Raw genomic sequence first — 14,623 nt, 5'->3', positions numbered from 1 at the left:
GCCGAAACGAGGGGATCATAGCCCATCGCTTCGCGAGGCCGGTGTGAGGCTATGCGCCGTAGAGCGCCTTGCGCGGTGCGCCGGTAATGGCGGCCGCCATCTTCGCCGCCTTGGCCGGCGGCAGCTCCTCTTTAAGGATGCCGAACACGCGCAGCCCCTCGGCCAGTTTCTCGTCCTCGCCCGCTTCACGCCCCGCGACCATCACCACGAACTCGCCTTTCTGCTGGTTCGCATCAGCAGCCACGGTGCCGACGAGCTCGCCGAGGGGCGCGCCCAACACGGTTTCGAACATCTTGGTGAGCTCGCGGGCGACGACGGCCTCGCGATCGGCGCCGAACACATCGCGCATGTCCTCAAGGCATTCGAGGATGCGGTGGGACGACTCATAGAAGATAAGCGTGCGCGATTCGCCGGCCAGTTCGGCCAGGCGGGCTTTCCGCGCACCGCTTTTTGCCGCGAGGAAGCCTTCGAAGATGAAGCGATTGCTGGGCAGGCCGGCCACCGAGAGCGCGGCGACGACCGCGCTGGCGCCGGGCACGGGGCTCACTTTCAGGCCCGCCTGGCGGGCGGCACGGACCAGTCGGAAGCCCGGGTCGCTGATCAGCGGGGTGCCTGCATCGGAGACCAGGGCCACGTCATCGCCGTGGCGCATGCGCTCGACCAGGCCATCGACCGCGGTGCGCTCGTTGTGGTCGTGCAGGGCCACGAGCGGCGTATCGATGCCTAGGTGCTGGAGGAGCGGGCGGGTGTGCCGGGTGTCCTCGGCGGCGATGACCGCCACCTGGCGCAGCGTGGCTACCGCCCGCGCGCTGATGTCATCGCGGTTGCCGATGGGCGTGGCGACGACGTGCAGGATGCCGGTGCGGGAGGTGGGCATAGGCGGGGCCAGGTGCGTTAGCGAGCGCGGATTGTAGCGTCGTAGGGGCGCAGAAGCCTGTATGATGGGCGGTGGAGTCGGCCGGGCAGTCGCGTCGCGCCTTGTGCGCGTCGAGGAAAGTCCGGGCTCCATAGGGCAGGGTGCCAGGTAACGCCTGGGCAGCGTGAGCTGACGGCCAGTGCAACAGAGAGCAGACCGCCGATGGCCCCGCAAGGGGATCAGGTAAGGGTGAAAGGGTGCGGTAAGAGCGCACCGCGTACGGGGCTAACGTCGTACGGCACGGTAAACCCCATCCGGAGCAAGACCAAATAAGGGGACTATGACGCGGCCCGTGTCGTCCCCGGGTAGGTTGCTAGAGCCTGGCGGTGACGCCAGGCCGAGAAGAATGACTGCTACGCCGCAAGGCGCACAGAACCCGGCTTACAGGCCGACTCCATCTTCTTCTGGCGCGTGCGGTGCCCCCGGGCACCGTGCTTCTTGTAGGAGCGCGCTTGCGCGCGATGGGGATTGCGGCAAGCACCCATCGCGCGCAAGCGCGCTCCTACAGGTTTGCGGCCGACGTTCGTGGCCGTGTGCGCCAGGCCATGGGTTCTTGCGATGAACCCTTCCCGCGTGAATGTAAATTCAGTCACGAAGCCTGATTCCGCCCTCAGGCGCCGCCTGACGCTATGCGTCACTTCACAAAAAATCCCTGCGATTCAACCACCTTCCGGTGATTGCTCAGAAATGGCTGGAATTAGTGATGAACAGGAGCTTTCTCCCTGATTCACAAGGAAAAATTCCTTGACAGTCTCAGTACCCGAGACTATCGTGGGCCCCAGTGTGAAATCGTGGGATTTGGTGGGGCGGGCATCCAGACATGTTCCAAGGCGAAACAGCCATCACGGTCGACGACAAAGGTCGTCTGACGATTCCGACCTCGTATCGGGATCAGGTGGCTGACGTCTGCAAGAACCGTCTGGTCGTGACCTACAACCCCTTCGAAACCGGCTGCCTGTGGATCTTTCCTTACGAGGAATGGGAGCGGGTACGCGATGACGTCAACAAGCTTCCTTCCGTAAAAGCCGTACACCGCAACCTGCAGATGAAGCTGGTAGGCGCCGCCGCCATCGTCGAGCCCGACGGTGCGGCACGCATCCTCCTGCCGGCAAGCCAACGTGCGGCGGCGGGTATTGAGAAAAAAGCCGTGCTGCTCGGCATGGGTAGCAAGTTCGAGCTTTGGAGCGAACAGGCCCACCTCGCGAAGATCCGCCAGACGATCACCGAGGATGAAATCAGCGACGACATGGCGGATCTGCGGTTGTAACGAACATTCATAAGAACAGGTTGTAAGTGGAACGGGAGCGGGATGTGGCGATGGCGGGGCGCGATGTGCACATCCCGGTGATGCTCGACGAAGTGGTGGAGGGCCTCGCCGTGCGCGAGAACGGGCGCTACCTGGATGGGACATTCGGCCGCGGCGGTCACGCCCGGGCCGTGCTTTCCCGTCTTTCGCCCGAAGGCCGCCTGTTCCTGATGGACCGCGACCCCACCGCTATCGCCGTGGCCGAGGGTGGCCTTGCCACCGATCCGCGCGTTTCGCTGCGCCACGATAATTTCGCCACCATGGGTGAATGGGCCGCGCTTGCCGAAGCGGGCCTGGACGGCATCCTGCTCGATCTGGGCGTGTCGTCGCCGCAGCTCGATGACGCCAGCCGCGGTTTCAGCTTCATGGCCGATGCCCCGCTCGATATGCGCATGGATACCACCCGCGGCATCAGCGCGGCCGATTTCCTGCGCGATGCGGAAGAAGCCGAGATTGCCGATGTGCTGTGGACCTTTGGCGAAGAGCGCTTCAGCCGCCGCATCGCCAAGGTGATTGTCGAGCGCCGCGCCACCGCGCCGATCACCCGCACCGGCGAGCTCGCCGAGCTGGTCGCGCGTTGCGTCGGCCGCCGCGAGCCGGGCAAGAACCCCGCCACGCGCACCTTCCAGGCGCTGCGCATCCGCGTGAACGAAGAACTCAGCTCGGTGGAGCGTGGCCTCGATGCGGCGCTCGAACTGCTCAACGTGGGTGGCCGCCTGGCGGTCATCAGCTTCCATTCGCTGGAAGACCGCATGGTGAAGCAGTTCATCCGCTCGCACGAAGGCCGCGTGCAGGGCAGCCGCCGTGCGCCGCCGAAAGAAGCGCCGGCCGCGCGCCTGAAGCCGGTGGGCAAGGCGATCTTCGCCTCCGATGCCGAAGTGGCCGCGAACCCGCGTTCGCGCTCCGCCGTGCTGCGCATCGCGGAGAAGCTTGCATGAGGACGTTTGGCGCCATCTGCCTCTCGCTGCTGCTGCTTGCCGTGATCGGCAGCGCTATCGGCGTGGTGTGGACGCGCCACGAGAGCCGCGTGCTCTTCGTCGAACTCTCGCGCCTGCAGACCCAGAAAGACGACCTTGGCGTGGAATACGGCCGCCTTGAGCTGGAGCAGGCGACCTACGCCGAGCCCAGCCGCATTGATGGCGATGCGCGCGAGAAGCTCGGCATGTTCCCGCCGAAGCCGCAGGATATCCAGTTGGTGCGCCGATGAGGGCGCGCCCGGGCAAGCTCGTCGTACCCAGCCGCCGCCGCGGCCAGGGCCCGAGCCCGCGCAAGCGCATGACCGTGATGGTGGCGGTGCTGTGCGTGGCCGCCTCGGGCCTGCTCGTGCGCGCGTTCGACCTGCAGGTGGTGCGCAAGCAGTTCTACCAGGACCAGGGCGATGCGCGCTTCCTGCGCGAAATGCCCATCGCCGTTTCGCGCGGCACCATCTTCGATCGCAACGGCGAGCCGCTTGCCGTGTCCACGCCGGTCGCCTCGATCTGGGCGAACCCGCCGGAACTGCTTGAGAACGCCGACCGCATCCCGGATCTGGCGAAGGCGCTGCATGTCGATGCCGAGGACCTGAAGTCCAAGATCGAGCAGCGCGCCGACAAGGAATTCATGTACATCACCCGCCAGATGCGTCCGGAAGACGCGCAGGCGATCATGGACCTGAAGATCCCGGGCATTAACTCGCAGCGCGAGTACCGCCGCTATTACCCCTCGGGCGCGGTGAACAGCCACATCCTGGGTTTCACCAATATCGATGACCACGGCCAGGAAGGCCTGGAACTGGCGTTCGATGCGTGGCTGGCCGGCAAGCCGGGCGCCAAGCGCGTGATCCGCGACCGCAAGGGCCACGTCGTGGAAGACGTGGAGCTGGTGCGTGAGCCGCAGCCGGGCCGCGACATCACGCTCTCGATCGATCGCCGCATCCAGTACCTGGCCTACAGCGCGCTGAAGGATGCGCTGGAAAAGAACAAGGCCGATTCCGGCAGCATCGTGGTGATGGACGTGCATACCGGCGAAGTGCTGGGCATGGCCAATCTGCCGTCGTTCAACCCGAATGCCGTGCGCGGCAGCGGCCCGAACGAGCGGCGCAACCGCGCGGTGACGGACGTGGTCGAACCGGGTTCGACCATGAAGGCGTTCACCATGGCCGCCGCGTTGACGAGTGGCAAGTACACGCCGACGGCACCGCTCATCGAAACCTCGCCGGGCACCTGGGTGGTCGGCGGCAAGCCGGTGCACGATACCCACAACTGGGGCACGCTCACGCCCACCGGCGTGATCACCAAGTCGTCCAACGTCGGCGCGGCCAAGATCGGCATGTCGCTCGATACCGATTTCCTCTACGGCATGTACAAGTCGTTCGGCCTGGGCAACAGCACGGGCAGCGGCTTCCCGGGCGAAGCCTCGGGCTACCTGCCGGTGGGCCGCACCTGGAAGCCGATCGAAAAGTCGCGCCTGGCCTACGGCTACAACCTCAACGTCACGCCGCTGCAGCTGGCCGCGGGGTATGCCGCCATCGCCAACGCGGGTGCGTATCGCGCGCCCAGCTTCATCAAGGGCGCGGATAACCCGCCCAACCAGGTCATCACGCCGGAAGTGGCGCACAACATCGTCGCCATGCTGGAGACCGTGCTGGCCCCGGGTGGCACGGGCTTCGGCTTTGCCTCGGTCGCCAACTACAGCGTCGCCGGCAAGACCGGTACCTCGAAGAAGAATTCCGTGGGCGGCTATACCGCCCGCAACTACGTTTCCCTGTTCGCCGGCATGATCCCGGCAAGCGCGCCGCGCATTGTGACGGTCGTGGTTATCAACGACCCGCAAGGCGCCCATTACTACGGCGGCTCGGTCGCCGGCCCCGCGTTTGCCAATGTCATGACCGGCGCTGTCCGCCTCCTCGATATCCCACCCGACAACGTCGGCCGCTGGTACGCCGGCGGCCCGAGCCAGGGTGGGATGATCGGCACGACCAATGCGCCACCCGCCTCCGACGATAGTGCGGCGGAAGAGGTGGTGCCATGAGTAGCATGAACCTCAACGAACTTCTTCATGGTTTCGCCGACGCCCAGGGTGCCGGCGAAATCGTCGTTTGCGGCCTGGCGCTGGACTCGCGCGACATCGCCGCAGGCAACGCCTTCGTGGCGCTGCGCGGCACCAAGGGCCATGGCATGGATTTCGCGGCGAAGGCCGTGGAAAACGGCGCGGCCGTGATCCTTGCCGAAGCCCCGTTCGATGCCGCCGACCCGGGTGTGCCCGTCGTCACGGTAAAGAACCTGCGCGAGCACACCGGCGCCATCGCTGCCCGCTTCCATGGCGAGCCGACGAAGGCGCTGGAGGTGATCGGCATTACCGGCACCAACGGCAAGACCTCCACGGTGCAGTTGCTGGCGCAGGCGCTCGCGTTCCTGCACAAGAAGCCGGCCACCGTCGGCACGCTGGGTGCGGGCATGCACGGCGCCATCGTGGAAGGTGAGCGCACCACGCCCGATGCGATCAGCATGCAGGGCCTGTTCGCGGATTTCCGCGAAGCGGGCGCTACCCACGTGGCCATGGAAGTGTCCTCGCACGCGCTGGAGCAGGGCCGGGTGAACGCGGTCGCCTTCGATGTGGCGGTGTTCACCAACCTCACCCGCGACCACCTTGATTACCACGGCACGATGGAAGCCTACGGCGCGGCCAAGGCGAAGCTGTTCGCCTTCGACGGCCTGCGCGCGGCAGTGATCAATGTCGATGACGCGTTCGGTGTGAAGCTGGCCAAGGGCCTGCCCGAAGGCGTGCAGAAGCTGCGCACCTCGATGGCCCACGACGCCACGGAAAAGGACGCCGAAGTCCGCGCCGATATCGTGGTCACCTCGGCCAAGGGTCTTTCGTTCAACCTGAGCACGCCCTGGGGCATGCGCACGGTGCGCAGCGCGCTGCTAGGCCGCTTCAACGTGGCCAACCTGCTGGCCGTGGCTGCGGTGCTGGGCGCGTTGGGCGAGCCGTTCGAGCGCATCCACGCGGCGCTGGAAGCCCTGCAGCCGGTGAATGGCCGCATGAGCCGCCTGGGCGGTGACGGCAAGAAGCCGCTGGTGGTGGTCGATTATTCGCATACCCCCGATGCGCTGAAGCAGGCGCTGCTGGCGCTGCGTTCGCACACCAAGGGCAAGCTCATCTGCGTGTTTGGCGCCGGTGGCGACCGTGATGCGGGCAAGCGCCCGATCATGGCCGGGATCGCCGAGCGCCTGGCCGATGTGGTGATCGTGACCGACGATAACCCGCGCACGGAAAGCGGTGACGACATCGTCGCGCAGATCGTGTCGGGTTTCGTGCACCCGGAAACGGTGGCCGTGGAGCGTGACCGCGCCAAGGCCATCGCGCTGGCGCTGCAGGGTGCCAAGGCCGATGACGTGGTGCTGATCGCCGGCAAGGGCCACGAGACGTACCAGGAAGGCCCGGATGGCAAGCTGCCGTTCGATGACCTGGCCGTGGCGCAGGGCCTCATGGCCGCACCGGCAGCGAAGGGGGCACGCGCATGATGCGTCTCTCCGCCGTTGCCCTGTGGACCCGCGGCCGCCTGCAGGGCGCCGATGCCGAGGTCACCGGCTTTGCCATCGATACGCGCAAGCTGAAGCAGGGCGACCTGTTTGTCGCGCTGCCGGGCGAGCATGTCGATGGGCATGACTATGTTGCCGCCGCCGCGGAAAAGGGCGCGGTCGCCGCGCTGGTCACCCGCCCGGTGGCCGTCGATATCCCGCAGGTGATCGTGAACGATACGCAGCTGGCGCTGGGCGACCTGGCCAGTTCCGTGCGCGCGCAGAACAACAAGGTTCGGGTGATCGGCATCACCGGTTCCAACGGCAAGACGACGGTGAAGACGCTGACCACGTCGATCCTGTCGCGCCATGGCCGCACGCACGTGAACGCCGGCAACTTCAACAACGAACTGGGCATGCCGCTCACGCTGCTGGCCATGCCGGAAGACACCGAATACGCCGTGCTTGAAATGGGCGCGGGCAAGCCGGGTGATATCGATTACCTGGCTGCCATCGCGCGGCCCGATATCGGCCTCGTGAATTCCATCGCCGCCGCGCATCTTGAGCGCATGGGCACGATCGAAGGCGTCGCCGAAACCAAGGGCGCGCTGTACCAGTCGCTGCCCGCCGATGGCGTCGCCATCATCAACGCGGATGACGAGCGTTTCGCCGGTTTCTTCGCGGGCCTGGCCGGCTCGCGCCGCGTGTTGCGCTACGCCCTGGAACACCGCGCGGATATCGGCGCTGACATCATCGAAGAGCGCATCGACGGTACCCACTTCGTGCTTTCCACGCCGCACGGCGATGGTGATGTGCACCTGCCGCTGGCCGGCCGCCACAACGTGGCCAACGCGCTGGCCGCCGCCGCCATCGCGACCGCGCTGGATGTGCCGGTGGAAACGATCGTGGAAGGCCTGGAGCAGGTGCCGCATGTCGCCGGCCGCCTGAACCTGGAGCCGATGCAGGGTGGCTGGACGCTGATCGACGATAGCTACAACGCGAACCCGGGTTCGGCCGCGGCTGCCATCGATACGCTGGCGCTGGCCCGTGGTGAGCGCTGGCTGATCCTGGGCGACATGGCCGAACTCGGCACCGATACGCTGAAGCTGCACGCGGGCATTGGCAAGCTGGCCCACCAGCGCGGTATCGAGCGGCTGCTCGCCACCGGCGTGAAGAGCGCCGCCGCCGTCGATGCCTTCGGCGCCGGCGCACAGCATTTCGCCACGCAGGAAGACCTCATCGAGGCGGCGTGCGCGCAGATCCACGAGGGCGTCACTGTCCTGGTGAAGGGTTCGCGATCCTCCGGCATGGAGCGGGTGGTCGCGGCGATGAAGAAGTACGCTGAAGGAGCATCCCATGCTGCTTGAACTGGCGGAATGGATGGCTCGGCACTTCACGTCGCTGCATCTTTTCCAATACATCACCTTCCGCGCGATCATGGCGGCGCTTACCGCGCTTTCCGTATCGCTGTTGCTCGGCCCTGCGCTGATCCGCAAGCTGGCCGCGCTGAAGGCCGGCCAGGTGGTGCGCAGCGATGGCCCGCAGACCCATCTTTCCAAGGCCGGCACGCCGACCATGGGCGGCACGCTCATCCTGTTCGCGATCGGCATTGCCACGCTGCTGTGGGCCGATTTGAACAACCGCTACATCTGGGTCGTGCTGCTGGTGACCCTGGCATTCGGCGCCATCGGTTTCTACGACGATTACCGCAAGCTGGTGCTCAAGGACAGCCGCGGGCTGGCCAGCCGCTGGAAGTATTTCTGGCAATCGGTGTTCGGGCTTGCCGCTGCCCTGTTCCTGTACCACACGCACCAGCTGCCGGCCGAGACCGCGTTGTACGTGCCGCTGTTCAAGCAGGTGGCGCTGCCGCTGGGCCTGATGTTCGTTGTGATCGGCTACTTCATCATCGTGGGCTTCTCCAACGCAGTGAACCTCACCGATGGGCTGGATGGCCTGGCGATCATGCCGAGCGTGCTGGTCTCCGGCGCGCTGGGCATCTTTGCCTACCTGGCCGGCAACAAGCTGTTCTCCGAGTACCTCGGCATCCCGTCGATTCCGGGTGCGGGCGAGCTGGCGGTGTTCTGCAGCGCGCTGGCGGGTGCCGGCCTCGGCTTCCTTTGGTTCAACACGTACCCGGCACAGGTGTTCATGGGTGACGTGGGTGCGCTGGCCATTGGCGCCGCGCTCGGCTGCGTGGCGCTGATCGTGCGCCAGGAAATCGTGCTGCTGGTGATGGGCGGCGTGTTCGTGATGGAAACCGCCTCGGTGATGTTGCAGGTGGGCAGCTTCAAGCTGCGCGGCAAGCGGATCTTCCGCATGGCGCCCATCCACCACCATTTCGAATTGAAGGGCTGGCCCGAACCGCGGGTCATCGTGCGTTTCTGGATCATCAGCGTGGTGCTGGTGCTCATTGGTCTTGCTACGTTGAAGGTGCGCTAAGCAATCATGTTCGGCTTCGGTAACAAGCAGGCACAGCGCCGCCAGGGCCCGCGGGGGAGTTTCGACATCCCGCTGCTCGTGGCTGCGCTCGCGCTCGCGGCCATCGGCGTGGTCATGGTCACGTCGAGCTCCATTGCCGTGGCCGATGGTTCGCACGTGGGCGCCTTCTACTTCCTGAAGAAGCACATCGGCTTCCTCGTGGGCGGCTGCATCCTGGCTGGCGTGGCCATGCGCACGGAACTGAAGCTGATCGAGAAGCACAGCACGCTGCTGCTCCTGCTCGGCGTGGTCGGCCTGTTGCTGGTATTCGTCCCGGGCTTCGGCATGCGCATCAACGGCGCGCGCCGCTGGATCAACCTGTTCGTCACCAGCTTCCAGCCGGTCGAGGCCATGAAGCTGATCCTGGTCGCTTACCTGTCCAGCTACCTCGTGCGCCACCGCGAAGGCGTGCAATACGAACTGTTCGGCGTGGTGAAGCCGATCGGCGTGGCCGGCTTCATCGTGTTGCTGCTGCTGGCCCAGCCCGACTTCGGCTCGGCGGCGCTCGTGGTCGCCACCACGGTGGGCATGGTGTGGCTGGCGGGCGCGCGTATGCGCAACCTGCTGCTGCTGGGCCTGCCGCTGGTGCCGCTGCTGATCTACGCGGCCACCGCCGAGGATTACCGCATCAAGCGCCTCACCTCGTTCCTGGATCCGTGGAAGGATCCGTACAACGATGGTTTCCAGCTGACCCAGGCGCTGATCGCCGTGGGTCGCGGTGAGTGGGTGGGCGTGGGCCTGGGTTCGAGCGTGCAGAAGCTGTTTTACCTGCCCGAGGCGCACACCGACTTCATCCTGGCCGTGCTCGCCGAAGAGCTGGGCCTGGCCGGTATCGCCACGGTGATCGGGCTGTACATCGTGCTGGTGGGCCGTGGCCTGTACATCGGCCTGAAGGGCGTGGAACTCGGCCATCGCTTCTCCGGCTACGTGGCCTACGGCATCTCGTTGATGCTCGGCTTCCAGGCCATGGTCTCGATCGGCGTGAACCTGGGTGTGTTGCCGACCAAGGGCCTGACCCTGCCGCTGATCAGTTCGGGCGGTTCGTCGGTGCTGATGACCTGCTGCATGGTCGGCGTGCTGCTGCGCGCCACCTTTGAAATCAATCGCGCCGAGGATGCCCGCCAGACGGCGGTGCGTAACCCGGCTGCCGCCGTGCCCGTTGCCAACGCCATTGGGGGGATCGCATGAGCGGCCCCGTGTTGATCATGGCCGGCGGTACCGGTGGCCACATTTTCCCCGGCCTGGCCGTGGCCGATGAACTGCGCGCGCAGGGCGTGCCGGTGGCATGGCTGGGTGCCGAGGGCGGCATGGAAACCCGCGTGGTGCCGGCGCACGATATTGAACTGCACACCGTGAAGGTGGGTGGCCTGCGTGGCAAGGGCCTGAAGACCCGCGTGCTGGCACCGCTGATGCTGGTGCGCGCGCTGTTCGATTCGCTGGCGCTGCTGCGCACGCTGCGCCCGCGTTGCGTGCTCTCCATGGGCGGTTATGTCGCTGGCCCCGCCGGGGTCGCCGCGCGCCTGGCCGGCATTCCGCTGGTGGTGCACGAACAGAATGCCGTGGCCGGCTTCACCAACCGCAAGCTGGCTGGCTTCGCGAAGCGCGTACTCACCGGCTTCCCGAACGTGCTGCCTGGTGCGGAGTGGGTGGGTAACCCGGTGCGCGCCGCGATCGCCGCGCTGCCCGCGCCGGCCGTGCGTTTCCATCACCGCCAGGGTGCGCCGCGCCTGCTGGTGCTGGGTGGCAGCCTGGGTGCGCGCACGCTGAACACCAGTGTGCCGAAGGCGCTGGCCCTGCTGGCGGCGCACGACGTGCGTCCCGACGTGGTGCACCAGACCGGCGAGCGCGGCCTGCAGGAAGCCGTGGATGCGTATACCGCCGCGGGCGTCGCTGCCAACGTCGTGCCTTTCATCGAAGACATGGCCGGCGCGTACGAGTGGACCGATGTGGTGCTGTGCCGCGCTGGTGCGCTCACCGTGGCCGAACTGTGCGCCGCCGGCCTCGAAGCCGTGCTGGTGCCGTTCCCGCACGCGGTGGATGACCACCAGACGGCGAATGCCCGCGCCATGGTCGATGTGGGCGGCGCGCGCATCATCACCGACGCCTCGCTCAACGACGCCGAATCGCCGCGCGTGCTCGCGCAGCTGCTTGTCGATCTGTTCGCCGACCGCGAGCAGATCCTTTCCGCCGCGAACGCTTCGCGTTCGCTTGCTAAACCCGACGCTGCATCAACGATTGCCCGTCACTGCATGGAGGTTTCCGCATGACGCCCGGTCGTTTGCGCGCCCACGATGATTTCATGACCTCGTTCCGCCGCGTCCATTTCATTGGCGTGGGTGGCGTGGGCATGAGCGGTATTGCCGAAGTACTGGCGAACCTGGGCTACAGCGTGTCCGGTTCCGACCGCGCGCCGTCGCCCACCACGGAGCGCCTGGCCAAGCTGGGCGTGGATGTGCGCATTGGCCACGAGGCCACCAACATCGATGGCGCCGACGTGGTGGTGATCTCCAGCGCCATCCGCCAGGACAACCCCGAACTCGTGGCCGCCCGCGCCTCGCGCATCCCCACGGTACCGCGCGCCGAGATGCTGGGCGAGCTGATGCGTTTCCGCCGTGGCATCGCCATTGCCGGTACGCATGGCAAGACCACCACCACCAGCCTCGTCGCCAGCGTGCTGGCCGAGGCCGACTACGACCCGACGTTCGTGATCGGCGGCCAGCTCAACGCGGCCGGCGCGAACGCGCGGCTTGGCACCGGCCAGTACCTGGTCGCCGAGGCCGATGAGTCCGATGGCTCCTTCCTGATGTTGTCGCCGGTGCTCGCCGTCGTGACCAATATCGATGCGGACCACCTGGAGAACTACAACGGCGACTTCGCCCAGGTGAAGAAGGCCTTTGGCGATTTCCTGCACCGCCTGCCGTTCTACGGCATGGCTGTGCTGTGCATCGATGACGAGGAGACCGCAAAGCTGGCGCAGGACACCTCGCGCCGCATGCTCACCTACGGCATCGACAACCCGGCCGCCGATGTGAAGGCCTCGAACGTGCGCCAGGTCGGTTTCCAGATGCAGTTCGACCTGCACCTGCCGGGCCTGACCGACGCGGTGGATGTGACCCTGAACCTGCCGGGCCGGCACAACGTGCAGAACGCACTGGCCGCGGCGGCGGTGGGCTGGCAGCTCGGCGTGGAGCCTTCCGCCATCGCGCACGCGCTTGCCGCGTTCGAAGGCGTGGGCCGCCGTTTCCATCGCCGTGGCGAGATCGCGCTGGACCAGGGTTCCGCCCTGCTGGTGGACGATTACGGCCACCACCCGCGTGAACTCGCGGCCGTGTTCGCCGCCGCCCGTGGTGGCTGGCCGGATCGCCGCCTGGTCGTGGCGTTCCAGCCGCACCGTTACAGCCGCACGCGTGACCTGTTGGACGACTTCGCCAATGTGCTCGCCGAAACCGATGTGCTGGTGCTGACCGAGGTGTACCCGGCCGGCGAATCACCGATCGCGGGCGCCGATGGCAAAGCGCTGGCTCGCGCCATCCGCGCGCGCGGCAAGACCGACCCGGTGCTGGTGGACCACCCGCGCGACCTGCGCGCCACGCTTTCCGCGCTGGCCCGCGATAACGACCTGATCCTGCTGCTCGGTGCCGGTGATATCGGCGCCGCGGCGGTTGAGCTTGGCAACAGCGGCAACCTGAGGACTTCGAAGTAATGAGCAACACCCGCTTCCCGCGCCGTGTCACCGATGCCGCCGATTTCGGCCGCGTCGCCGTGGTCATGGGCGGCAACTCGGCCGAGCGCGAGGTATCGCTGAACTCCGGCAAGGGCGTGCTCGATGCGCTGAAGGGCGCGGGCGTGGACGCACACGCGATCGATGGCATCCCGGCGCTGCTCGATGCCGTTCGCTCGGGCCACTTCGCCCGTGTGTTCAACATCCTGCACGGTGCTGGTGGCGAGAACGGCGAACTGCAGGGTGCCCTGCAGTCGCTCGGCGTTCCGTATACCGGTTCGGGCGTGCTCGGTTCGGCGCTGTCGCTGGACAAAGTGCGCGCCAAGCAGGTGTGGATCGCGCTGGGCCTGCCCACCCCGAAGTTCAAGGCGCTGCCGCGCGGTGCCGATGTGCACGCCGCGGCACGCGAGATCGGTTTCCCGCTGATCGTGAAGCCGGCCTGGGAAGGTTCGAGCGTGGGCATCAGCCGCGTGTTCAACGAAGCGGATCTCGACGCCGCGGTTGAGCTCGCGCGCCGTTACCCCGGCGACCTGCTGATGGAAACGCTGATCGAAGGCGATGCGAATGAAGGTGGCGAGTTCACCGTCGGCGTCGTAGGCCGCGAAGTGCTGCCCACTATCAAGATCGTGCCGGCCGGCGAGTATTACGATTACAACGCCAAGTACATCTCGGACGAAACGCAGTACCTCTGCCCCGGCCTTTCCGGCACGGCGGAAGAGGAGATGCGTGCGCTCGCGATCAAGGCGTTCGATGCGCTCGATTGCTTCGGTTGGGGCCGCGTGGATATCATGCGCGACCGCCACGGCAAGAACTGGCTGCTCGAGGTGAACACCGCCCCGGGCATGACCTCGCATTCGCTGGTGCCCAAAGCCGCCGCCGTTGCCGGCCTGGATTACCCTGGCCTGTGCTGGCGCGTACTGGAAACCTCCATGGAACGGGAGGCCGTGAAGTAATGAAGGGAGCCGCCGCCACGCGGATCGTCGCATGGGCTATCGCCATCACCTTGGTGGCGTTGCCTGTCGTGGGCGTGATGCAGGGCTGGTTCGCGTCGGGCCGTTGGCCGGTGACCCAGCTGAAGGTGGAGGCGGAGTTCGCCCATGTGAGCGCCGAACAGATCCGTAGCGCCGCGATCCCCCACCTTGGCAAGGGCTTCTTTGCCACGGACCTGGAAAGCGTGCGCAAGGCGATCGGCGGGCTGCCATGGGTGGAATCGGTCGAGGTGCGCAAGCGCTGGCCCGATACGCTGCTGGTGCGCATCTACGAACGCCAGCCGTTCGCACGCTGGAACGAAGATCGCCTCATCAGCCGCCAGGGCCAGGTGTTCGATGCACCGGGTGCTGACCAGATGGGCGACCTGCCGCGGCTTTCGGGCCCGGATTCACGCCTGGCCGAAGTGGTGAGCTTCTACGCGCAGGTGCGCAAGGCGTTCGAGGGCAGGGCAGGTATGTCCGTGACCGGCGTATCGCTTACCCAGCGCGGCAGCTGGAGCGTGATCACCGATAGCGGCGCCGAGATCGTGATCGGCGACCGCGAACAGGCCGATCGCCGCCTCGCTCGCTTCCTTGATGTGTACCCGCAACTCATTGCAGGTCATCGTGGCGGTTTCGCCTACGCCGACCTGCGTTACACCAACGGATTCGCTATCCGGTGGCCGCCATCGGACAACACGGCCACACCCAAGGTCGGAACCTGAGCTAGAA

The 14,623-nt window shown here is 66.5% G+C and carries 13 protein-coding genes and 1 other RNA gene; 13 read left to right on the top strand and 1 reads right to left on the bottom strand.

What is annotated here, in order from left to right:
• Nucleotides 1–49: 49 nt before the first annotated feature.
• Nucleotides 50–877 carry a 16S rRNA (cytidine(1402)-2'-O)-methyltransferase gene (rsmI, locus tag ABIE56_RS13640; RefSeq protein WP_429244326.1) on the bottom strand — a complete coding sequence of 276 codons (828 nt, stop codon included), beginning with the start codon at nucleotides 875–877 and terminating at the stop codon, nucleotides 50–52.
• Nucleotides 878–950: 73 nt separating this feature from the next.
• Here rsmI and rnpB point away from each other — a divergent pair.
• The 13 genes from rnpB to ABIE56_RS13575 all read left to right on the top strand — a co-directional run bounded on the left by rnpB (nucleotide 951) and on the right by ABIE56_RS13575 (nucleotide 14,616).
• Nucleotides 951–1,316, top strand: an RNA gene (rnpB, locus tag ABIE56_RS13635) — RNase P RNA component class A.
• A gap of 420 nt (nucleotides 1,317–1,736) precedes the next feature.
• Nucleotides 1,737–2,183: a division/cell wall cluster transcriptional repressor MraZ gene (mraZ, locus tag ABIE56_RS13630; RefSeq protein WP_247429566.1), complete on the top strand. Its 447-nt coding sequence runs from the start codon at nucleotides 1,737–1,739 to the stop codon at nucleotides 2,181–2,183.
• Nucleotides 2,184–2,233: 50 nt separating this feature from the next.
• Entirely contained in the window at nucleotides 2,234–3,160 is a 927-nt protein-coding gene (rsmH, locus tag ABIE56_RS13625) for a 16S rRNA (cytosine(1402)-N(4))-methyltransferase RsmH (protein WP_429244342.1), read from the top strand.
• Nucleotides 3,157–3,429 carry a cell division protein FtsL gene (gene ftsL, locus ABIE56_RS13620; RefSeq protein ID WP_429244325.1) on the top strand — a complete coding sequence of 91 codons (273 nt, stop codon included), beginning with the start codon at nucleotides 3,157–3,159 and terminating at the stop codon, nucleotides 3,427–3,429. Before rsmH ends, ftsL begins: the two co-directional genes overlap by 4 nt.
• Nucleotides 3,426–5,231 (top strand): peptidoglycan D,D-transpeptidase FtsI family protein, encoded by a 1,806-nt coding sequence (locus ABIE56_RS13615; protein WP_429244324.1) that lies wholly within the window; start codon nucleotides 3,426–3,428, stop codon nucleotides 5,229–5,231. The genes ftsL and ABIE56_RS13615 overlap by 4 nt, the downstream gene beginning before the upstream one ends.
• Nucleotides 5,228–6,727: a UDP-N-acetylmuramoyl-L-alanyl-D-glutamate--2,6-diaminopimelate ligase gene (locus ABIE56_RS13610; protein ID WP_429244323.1), complete on the top strand. Its 1,500-nt coding sequence runs from the start codon at nucleotides 5,228–5,230 to the stop codon at nucleotides 6,725–6,727. The genes ABIE56_RS13615 and ABIE56_RS13610 overlap by 4 nt, the downstream gene beginning before the upstream one ends.
• The gene (locus tag ABIE56_RS13605) at nucleotides 6,724–8,091 is read left to right on the top strand and encodes a UDP-N-acetylmuramoyl-tripeptide--D-alanyl-D-alanine ligase (RefSeq protein WP_429244322.1); all 1,368 of its coding nucleotides are present in this window, start codon (nucleotides 6,724–6,726) and stop codon (nucleotides 8,089–8,091) included. Before ABIE56_RS13610 ends, ABIE56_RS13605 begins: the two co-directional genes overlap by 4 nt.
• A complete protein-coding gene (mraY, locus tag ABIE56_RS13600; protein ID WP_429244321.1) occupies nucleotides 8,081–9,163 on the top strand; it encodes a phospho-N-acetylmuramoyl-pentapeptide-transferase in 1,083 nt (360 codons plus the stop codon). The genes ABIE56_RS13605 and mraY overlap by 11 nt, the downstream gene beginning before the upstream one ends.
• Before the next feature lie 6 nt (nucleotides 9,164–9,169).
• A complete protein-coding gene (ftsW, locus tag ABIE56_RS13595) occupies nucleotides 9,170–10,390 on the top strand; it encodes a putative lipid II flippase FtsW (protein WP_429244320.1) in 1,221 nt (406 codons plus the stop codon).
• Nucleotides 10,387–11,469 carry an undecaprenyldiphospho-muramoylpentapeptide beta-N-acetylglucosaminyltransferase gene (gene murG, locus ABIE56_RS13590; protein ID WP_429244319.1) on the top strand — a complete coding sequence of 361 codons (1,083 nt, stop codon included), beginning with the start codon at nucleotides 10,387–10,389 and terminating at the stop codon, nucleotides 11,467–11,469. Before ftsW ends, murG begins: the two co-directional genes overlap by 4 nt.
• Nucleotides 11,466–12,905, top strand: coding sequence for a UDP-N-acetylmuramate--L-alanine ligase (gene murC, locus ABIE56_RS13585; RefSeq protein WP_429244318.1), 1,440 nt, complete (start codon nucleotides 11,466–11,468; stop codon nucleotides 12,903–12,905). Before murG ends, murC begins: the two co-directional genes overlap by 4 nt.
• A complete protein-coding gene (locus tag ABIE56_RS13580; RefSeq protein WP_429244317.1) occupies nucleotides 12,905–13,876 on the top strand; it encodes a D-alanine--D-alanine ligase in 972 nt (323 codons plus the stop codon). The genes murC and ABIE56_RS13580 overlap by 1 nt, the downstream gene beginning before the upstream one ends.
• Nucleotides 13,876–14,616, top strand: a complete 741-nt coding sequence (locus tag ABIE56_RS13575; RefSeq protein WP_429244316.1) for a cell division protein FtsQ/DivIB — start codon at nucleotides 13,876–13,878, stop codon at nucleotides 14,614–14,616. Before ABIE56_RS13580 ends, ABIE56_RS13575 begins: the two co-directional genes overlap by 1 nt.
• Nucleotides 14,617–14,623 lie beyond the last annotated feature (7 nt).

The organism is Luteibacter sp. 621 (genome assembly GCF_050435445.1).
In the GTDB taxonomy this organism is placed as follows: Bacteria; Pseudomonadota; Gammaproteobacteria; order Xanthomonadales; family Rhodanobacteraceae; genus Luteibacter.
This window is presented reverse-complemented; position numbering and strand designations above follow the sequence as displayed.

Excerpts from the sequence above, each read along its gene's own strand:
- rsmI (WP_429244326.1), bottom strand. The coding sequence starts at position 877 with ATGCCCACCTCCCGCACCGGCATCCTGCACGTCGTCGCCACGCCCATC.
- mraZ (WP_247429566.1), top strand. The coding sequence starts at position 1,737 with ATGTTCCAAGGCGAAACAGCCATCACGGTCGACGACAAAGGTCGTCTG.
- rsmH (WP_429244342.1), top strand. The coding sequence starts at position 2,234 with ATGGCGGGGCGCGATGTGCACATCCCGGTGATGCTCGACGAAGTGGTG.
- ftsL (WP_429244325.1), top strand. The coding sequence starts at position 3,157 with ATGAGGACGTTTGGCGCCATCTGCCTCTCGCTGCTGCTGCTTGCCGTG.
- ABIE56_RS13615 (WP_429244324.1), top strand. The coding sequence starts at position 3,426 with ATGAGGGCGCGCCCGGGCAAGCTCGTCGTACCCAGCCGCCGCCGCGGC.
- ABIE56_RS13610 (WP_429244323.1), top strand. The coding sequence starts at position 5,228 with ATGAGTAGCATGAACCTCAACGAACTTCTTCATGGTTTCGCCGACGCC.
- ABIE56_RS13605 (WP_429244322.1), top strand. The coding sequence starts at position 6,724 with ATGATGCGTCTCTCCGCCGTTGCCCTGTGGACCCGCGGCCGCCTGCAG.
- mraY (WP_429244321.1), top strand. The coding sequence starts at position 8,081 with ATGCTGCTTGAACTGGCGGAATGGATGGCTCGGCACTTCACGTCGCTG.
- ftsW (WP_429244320.1), top strand. The coding sequence starts at position 9,170 with ATGTTCGGCTTCGGTAACAAGCAGGCACAGCGCCGCCAGGGCCCGCGG.
- murG (WP_429244319.1), top strand. The coding sequence starts at position 10,387 with ATGAGCGGCCCCGTGTTGATCATGGCCGGCGGTACCGGTGGCCACATT.
- murC (WP_429244318.1), top strand. The coding sequence starts at position 11,466 with ATGACGCCCGGTCGTTTGCGCGCCCACGATGATTTCATGACCTCGTTC.
- ABIE56_RS13580 (WP_429244317.1), top strand. The coding sequence starts at position 12,905 with ATGAGCAACACCCGCTTCCCGCGCCGTGTCACCGATGCCGCCGATTTC.
- ABIE56_RS13575 (WP_429244316.1), top strand. The coding sequence starts at position 13,876 with ATGAAGGGAGCCGCCGCCACGCGGATCGTCGCATGGGCTATCGCCATC.